Source organism: uncultured Methanobrevibacter sp. (genome assembly GCF_902770715.1).
Classification (GTDB): domain Archaea; phylum Methanobacteriota; class Methanobacteria; order Methanobacteriales; family Methanobacteriaceae; genus Methanocatella.
Genome location: NZ_CACXTS010000055.1, coordinates 1 through 5,808, shown reverse-complemented (window position 1 = coordinate 5,808; position 5,808 = coordinate 1). Strand labels below are relative to the sequence as shown.

Here is a 5,808-nt window from a genome sequence, read left to right as displayed (position 1 = left end):
ATCCATCTTCCGTTGAGTATACACGAATATTTTTATTTTGTTTATTAATTTCTTCAATAAAAAACATTCTAATTTCCTCTATTTCCTCATCATCAAGGTCTTCAAGTGTTACTGATTCAGCGAATGACAATAACCACTGTGGGCATTCTCTCTCACAATCAGCATATGCTCTTAATATAAGGCTGTTGCTTAATTCTCGCCAAGGTAGTTTTAACAATTCTACATCCTCTTTTATCTCATTTACTGTGAAATCAGCAAGATATTTCAATCTATGAAAAAGACATAATTCAGGTGAATCCATTTTAAAATGTTCCATAAATGCTTTTTTATCAGCTTCTGATTTTTTCTCACTGTGAGAATACAATAATTGGATAAATCTTCTAGTTAAACCTTCGATATTTGGCAATGCACTATTAGAAGTGAAAGAAACAGTAGATAATGCGAGTATAGTTGTTAAATTTCTACCCTCATATCTTCTCCTTGCATTTGTTCTTTCTACACAAGTTTTCAATGTTTCTACACAACTACGATTATTAAAAACATTTTCAGGTTCATTAACAATCAATCCAAATGTGGATTTTGAAATTTGACCACCTATTCTTGGAACAGTGTCAAATTCTGAACCTCCAATGTCGGTTTCACTATCAGGCTCCCCATAGAAATATGCCCCAATACGAGCAATGGTAGTTTTACCAGAGCCACCTTTTCCAAAGTGGAACATGTAAGGGATCAGGTTTTCCAATGGTAATCCCATCTGTTTTTTAGCAAAACCAAAAGGAACAATTAAGGCATGTTTTAAGGTGGTAGCAAGTTTTGTTTCTTGTCCTATGAAGTAGTTTTGTAAATCTTCAATTAAATCTAAGCTTAAATTCAATTTTTGGGAGTTTACTTCATTTACTTCATAATCAACAATGTTTAAACTTTTAGTTACTGCATTATAATAGAAACCAGGTGTTTCTATTTCATTTTTAATAATAGCAATGTCGTTTTCAATACTTATTTGGATTAAAGCAGTTACAACACCTTTGAAGTATTTAGGAGCAAGAACATATCCGTGGTCATTGAGATATTGTTCTATTTCAGGAATACTCATATTATTGGTATGGAAATGCCCATCTTTTGTTGTAATCCATTCTATACTGAAAGTTCTACCTGCTTCGCTGATAGGATTGTCATGGATTGTAATTTGAACAGGATAACACAATAATACACGTGTATAATCAGTTACTTCAATTCCTTTCTTCCAGTCAATGATTTGAATAGTAACTTCATTATTCCTGTAATCCATGACAATATACTTGTTAGCACCAAGTTGTAGCTTGTAGATTTTGTTAGTGTCATAAGGAATGATTATCTTATTTAACTCACGAATTACATCTAAACTTGTTTTTTTATCATATTTATCAGCCAAGTATTGTTCTATGCCTTTTAATCCACTATTTGGATTTTCATCACCAATATAAATGTCATCGAACAGTTTAATTATTTCTCCCAATGTTTTCTCATGAGAAGGAAGTTGATTGTATAATTCTGTTAGAATTTTCTCTACAACTTCTGAATCAGTGCCTTGAAGATAAAAAGCACTAATTAAGTTTTTAAAGAATGTAAGCTCATCGGTAGGTTTATATACATGCTCGATGGCTTTTTTTATTTGTATAGCTGAACTTCCTTCATCCATTTTGAAAACTCCTATACTTGCACATCTTTCACTAAGAAACTGTAATAAGCATAAGTTCCAGCTCTTTCTTTGACCTCAATTGACATTTGGGTTAATCTACCAACGAATTCACGATATTCTGCTAAATTAACATTTCTGATAATATTGGATTTTCCAACACTACCTGCATTCTCTAATTCAAGAATAGATGTTAAGAAGTCAAATAATACACTGCCTTTTCTGATATTTTTATGGATATCTCCACCGTTTTTGAGATTTACATTGATTTCGACATAAGTTGAGTCATCATCTTGGAAAATGAATAATTTGAACCTATGTACAGTTTTTTCATCTCCTGCATCATCAAAGGTGTAGGAAGTTACACTAGACATTTCAGGTCTGCCCGTTATGATTTCCCCATCGTCAAAGTCTTTTAATTCAGCTCTTTCATATCCGTCAGGAATATCTACAATTTCTTCATAATCTAGTTCAGTACTAGTGAAAATAGTTTGTTTATCTTCAAAACTCATAATATCATTCTCCTTTCATTAATAATTCATTAAATTTGATTAAATCATTGATTATTTCAATATCGTCTTTTTTATTTGTTATTCCATGTTTTAGAACATCTATTTTGATGTTTTCATCATTTAATTGTTCATTAACATATGCATTCCTCATCTTTTCATTGGTTAAGCCCAATTCTTTGAAATTGGTGTTCAATAAAAGATTTCTTTCTTCAATTGCTAATTCATGTTTAGCATTGATTAATTTGAGTTCTAATTCTCTTAATTCAATTAAAGCTGCAGATTTTGCTCTAATCAATCTTTTCAAACCAAATTCAAATAAAACTGGTTGCTTACCACTTTCTTTCAAAATATCTTCTTTTAAAACAGTATTTTCCATCATATTTATCAGCTCGTTTATTCAATGAAAATAAAGTTGGAGAGTGATTATTGATCACTCTCTTTCAAAAATTTTGTAGGTTTAGCACCTACTTTTTTCTCCGCACTCATTTCTTCTGCTGATACTTCTCCAGCACCTATAAGCTCTGCTATTGCACGATTAGTTGCTCTAGTTTTTGCAGTAGACATAATAGTGTGGTCTGACACTTTATCTTTGCCAGGTTCACCTCTGGAACATAAAGCATCTGATTCGACACTTCTACCATTAGGGAGTGTAGCTCTAACACAGTAGTATGCTTCTTTGATTTTTCCCATTTTGGTTCTTTCAATATCACGGTCTACAATGTGGGTATCAACATTAAATGCTCTACTGAGCTTTTGCCATGCAGATTTCTTTTTAAAGTGTCTTTTTACTCTAATCCAATTGCCATTTTCATCTTTTTCACGGACAAAAATTTCTTGGTAATCGGTTTCATTTAAAAGACCTTTACAGAGTTCTTGATAAGCATCCCATTGTTTAATAGCAGTATTAACATCAGGGACATTATCTACATTCACTAATCCAGTTTCGTGTTGAACTGGTGGATTTTCAATTAATTCAGCTTTTGCCATCTAATCACCTATAATTTTTGAAATTACAAATTCAATAACATCGGTTTTTTCTAAAACTTGGAAACCATTAAGTTCATCAACATCTACAACTATATTACCAGCTTCACTTTTAACTTGTAAAGCTCCATTGTCTACTCGGATAATATCTGCATTATCGACAATAATTGATTTTAAATTCTTAAATAGCAATATCATTGCTTCAGAATCATTTAATTCATCGAATTGGGTTAAAATTAAATTTACATTCATCTAATCACCTATTTTTTCAACTTTTACACCTTTTCCATATTCTTCTATTGCATAATTTAAAGCATCGGAATAATCAGAATACATCACGGTTTCAATTTTTTCGCCATCTAAAACAATACTAAACATTAAATCACCAACTAGATTGATAACAGTAATATTCGTATTTGCCATCTTTTAAAAGACCTTTAATTACACTAACGGTGTATTTTAAGCCATTTAAATAGTATTCTAGCTCATATTCACATGTTAAATCAGTACCTCCAAAGAAAAATCCATCTTGAGTTGGTAATAATGACATAGCAGTGTCCACAGTAGGATTTGCTAATACATAATTACACACTTTTAAAAGCTCTTTTAAAGTGGATTCACTCAAATAATACATAGCACAATTATCTGTGCCTCCTTGAACATTTTTTACCATCCAAGCATGAATAGCATTATGTTTTCTCCAGTAAGCAACTTCTTCAAGTTTGATTTCTGAAGTACATGATTCTCCATCAAATTTACTGTTAGCTCCATACAAAAACATGTCTAAACCCATTTTAACATCCTCCTTATATTCCAATACTTCTTAAAGTCCAACCTACAATAAAAAACAAAAATCCAATTAATCCACTACCCATTATGATAAATTGTGGATTTACTACAATAGGTTCAGGTTCAGGATATAATCTAACAGGTTTGGACATTTTCATTCCTCCCCATGCCGTATTCATCTCTAAACACTTTTCTAAGGTGGGCATTGAATTCTGATTCACTTTTTTCATCTAAATCTTCAACTATTTTCCAATACTTGAAGAATTCAATCCAATTTAAATCATTAGTGTCCGTTCGTGGAAATTCTGTAATATCCAATCTTTTATTCATATTTATCAGCTCGTTTTTCTTTTCTGAAACCTACAATGAAAGCTTCACCTCTTCTGAATTTAATGAAACCTACATCGCCTTTTTCAGCATATTTGATTAAAGGCAATAATTTAACATGAATTAGTGTGGAGTAGGATTTTTTCCTACCTCTCACTAAAACAGTGCCTTCATCATTTATATGTAAAATTCTTTGTTCTACACCACCTTTGGCAACTCTAATCTCACCACTATGAGTTAAAATGCCATCGGTATTTTCTACAAATTGATTGACAGATTTAGTCATTGTAAACACACCCTTTACCATAATAATGTTGGCAATTGTCGTTTTGACCATATTGGCATTCTCCACATTGGCTATACATTATATCAAACTCTAAGGTATGAGCTTCAATGTATTCTTCACGATACATTTAGCTCACCTCTTCGATACAGTGCCCTGTGGAAATACAGTCATAGGTACAATCCCCACATAAACTGTCATGCTTACAGTATCCGTGAACATCACACTCGAAAGTACAATTATCACATTCACTGTAATCTATTTCATCGAATTCAGGTGGATAAACAACTAATGAGGAATAGACACCCATTTTATTCACCCATTTCACTAATTCTGTCAAAAACTTCCCATATTTTGTCCCATTCTTCTTTTGGAACTAAAACATGAGGTACACCATTTATTTCTTGTTCTAACATGTTTGGTCAACTCGTTTATTTTTTATACAAAAATTCAACATCTAATGGATTAAATTAAAGCTAATGCTTCATTATTCATTAATCCAGTTTCTAATTCTTCAACTTCATATAAGTCAAAGAATTCTTTTTCATTGAGACCATTGTCTTCAACGATTTCTGCGATTATTTCTTCAACTGCTTGAAAGTTAAGGTTAGAATGAACTACTTCTTTCAAGACTGGTTTAATAATCCATTTTCTTATTTCATACATAATTTTGGTCAACTCGTTCAACTCCTCATTGTCCTTAGAACAAATCATTGGAGATTTAACATTCTCGATTAATAAATTAAAACATTTTATTAATCTAATACTTAATTTATTGCGACAAATATATAAATATACCGATATTGAGCCATTAAACACCGTTAAATAGCATAATACCGAACATTTGCCAACAATATTAATGAAACTAAATTCATTAATGATTTAATTACTGATCATATACCAGATTTATAGGTAAAGTATGATGAAAATAAAAAAAGCTGAAATTTAAATGTTTCCTATCAAAAAACCAAAAAATTAGATTAAATTAAAAATTGATTTCCTTTTTGGAAATCTTTATATATTGATTAAAATAAAGTAATTATTGGGTTAAGTTTTGAATAGTATGAATTTTAAATTAGTTTTGGTCAACTCGTTTAACTTTTTTTATTCTTCATTACTGACCCCATAATGAGGATTATAACATTAAAAACATATTTATCAGCTCGTTATCAAATTAAATATATTTTTACATTATAATCCTTCTTTTACACTTATACACCTCACTGCTTGTTTTTTTC

Annotated in this window: 13 protein-coding genes; all 13 read right to left on the bottom strand. The window is 30.8% G+C overall.

Going from position 1 to position 5,808, the window contains the following annotated elements:
* The coding region (locus QZU81_RS10270; RefSeq protein ID WP_295591633.1) for a hypothetical protein at positions 1–1,678 on the bottom strand (1,678 nt) is incomplete at its 3' end.
* An 11-nt stretch (positions 1,679–1,689) separates the two neighbouring features.
* On the bottom strand, positions 1,690–2,187 hold the full coding sequence (locus QZU81_RS10265; protein ID WP_295591631.1) for a hypothetical protein: 498 nt from the start codon (positions 2,185–2,187) through the stop codon (positions 1,690–1,692).
* Between the two features lie 4 nt (positions 2,188–2,191).
* On the bottom strand, positions 2,192–2,566 hold the full coding sequence (locus QZU81_RS10260; protein WP_295591629.1) for a hypothetical protein: 375 nt from the start codon (positions 2,564–2,566) through the stop codon (positions 2,192–2,194).
* Positions 2,567–2,610: 44 nt separating this feature from the next.
* Complete coding sequence (locus tag QZU81_RS10255) at positions 2,611–3,120, bottom strand: hypothetical protein (protein WP_295591627.1); 510 nt, start codon at positions 3,118–3,120, stop codon at positions 2,611–2,613.
* 54 nt (positions 3,121–3,174) lie between these two features.
* The gene (locus tag QZU81_RS10250) at positions 3,175–3,423 is read right to left on the bottom strand and encodes a hypothetical protein (protein WP_295591625.1); all 249 of its coding nucleotides are present in this window, start codon (positions 3,421–3,423) and stop codon (positions 3,175–3,177) included.
* The gene (locus tag QZU81_RS10245) at positions 3,424–3,549 is read right to left on the bottom strand and encodes a hypothetical protein (RefSeq protein ID WP_295591623.1); all 126 of its coding nucleotides are present in this window, start codon (positions 3,547–3,549) and stop codon (positions 3,424–3,426) included.
* A gap of 4 nt (positions 3,550–3,553) precedes the next feature.
* Positions 3,554–3,988, bottom strand: coding sequence for a hypothetical protein (locus tag QZU81_RS10240; protein ID WP_295591622.1), 435 nt, complete (start codon positions 3,986–3,988; stop codon positions 3,554–3,556).
* Complete coding sequence (locus QZU81_RS10235) at positions 3,978–4,112, bottom strand: hypothetical protein (protein WP_295591620.1); 135 nt, start codon at positions 4,110–4,112, stop codon at positions 3,978–3,980. The genes QZU81_RS10240 and QZU81_RS10235 overlap by 11 nt, the downstream gene beginning before the upstream one ends.
* Complete coding sequence (locus QZU81_RS10230) at positions 4,096–4,290, bottom strand: hypothetical protein (RefSeq protein WP_295591617.1); 195 nt, start codon at positions 4,288–4,290, stop codon at positions 4,096–4,098. The genes QZU81_RS10235 and QZU81_RS10230 overlap by 17 nt, the downstream gene beginning before the upstream one ends.
* A complete protein-coding gene (locus QZU81_RS10225; RefSeq protein ID WP_295591616.1) occupies positions 4,283–4,573 on the bottom strand; it encodes a hypothetical protein in 291 nt (96 codons plus the stop codon). Before QZU81_RS10225 ends, QZU81_RS10230 begins: the two co-directional genes overlap by 8 nt.
* Positions 4,566–4,700 carry a hypothetical protein gene (locus tag QZU81_RS10220; RefSeq protein WP_295591615.1) on the bottom strand — a complete coding sequence of 45 codons (135 nt, stop codon included), beginning with the start codon at positions 4,698–4,700 and terminating at the stop codon, positions 4,566–4,568. The genes QZU81_RS10225 and QZU81_RS10220 overlap by 8 nt, the downstream gene beginning before the upstream one ends.
* Positions 4,701–4,880, bottom strand: coding sequence for a hypothetical protein (locus QZU81_RS10215; protein WP_295591614.1), 180 nt, complete (start codon positions 4,878–4,880; stop codon positions 4,701–4,703).
* 155 nt (positions 4,881–5,035) lie between these two features.
* Complete coding sequence (locus tag QZU81_RS10210) at positions 5,036–5,284, bottom strand: hypothetical protein (RefSeq protein ID WP_295591613.1); 249 nt, start codon at positions 5,282–5,284, stop codon at positions 5,036–5,038.
* Positions 5,285–5,808: the final 524 nt, after the last annotated feature.

Excerpts from the sequence above, each read along its gene's own strand:
- QZU81_RS10265 (WP_295591631.1), bottom strand. The coding sequence starts at position 2,187 with ATGAGTTTTGAAGATAAACAAACTATTTTCACTAGTACTGAACTAGAT.
- QZU81_RS10250 (WP_295591625.1), bottom strand. The coding sequence starts at position 3,423 with ATGAATGTAAATTTAATTTTAACCCAATTCGATGAATTAAATGATTCT.
- QZU81_RS10225 (WP_295591616.1), bottom strand. The coding sequence starts at position 4,573 with ATGACTAAATCTGTCAATCAATTTGTAGAAAATACCGATGGCATTTTA.
- QZU81_RS10260 (WP_295591629.1), bottom strand. The coding sequence starts at position 2,566 with ATGATGGAAAATACTGTTTTAAAAGAAGATATTTTGAAAGAAAGTGGT.
- QZU81_RS10230 (WP_295591617.1), bottom strand. The coding sequence starts at position 4,290 with ATGAATAAAAGATTGGATATTACAGAATTTCCACGAACGGACACTAAT.
- QZU81_RS10210 (WP_295591613.1), bottom strand. The coding sequence starts at position 5,284 with ATGATTTGTTCTAAGGACAATGAGGAGTTGAACGAGTTGACCAAAATT.
- QZU81_RS10215 (WP_295591614.1), bottom strand. The coding sequence starts at position 4,880 with ATGGGTGTCTATTCCTCATTAGTTGTTTATCCACCTGAATTCGATGAA.
- QZU81_RS10245 (WP_295591623.1), bottom strand. The coding sequence starts at position 3,549 with ATGTTTAGTATTGTTTTAGATGGCGAAAAAATTGAAACCGTGATGTAT.
- QZU81_RS10220 (WP_295591615.1), bottom strand. The coding sequence starts at position 4,700 with ATGTATCGTGAAGAATACATTGAAGCTCATACCTTAGAGTTTGATATA.
- QZU81_RS10235 (WP_295591620.1), bottom strand. The coding sequence starts at position 4,112 with ATGTCCAAACCTGTTAGATTATATCCTGAACCTGAACCTATTGTAGTA.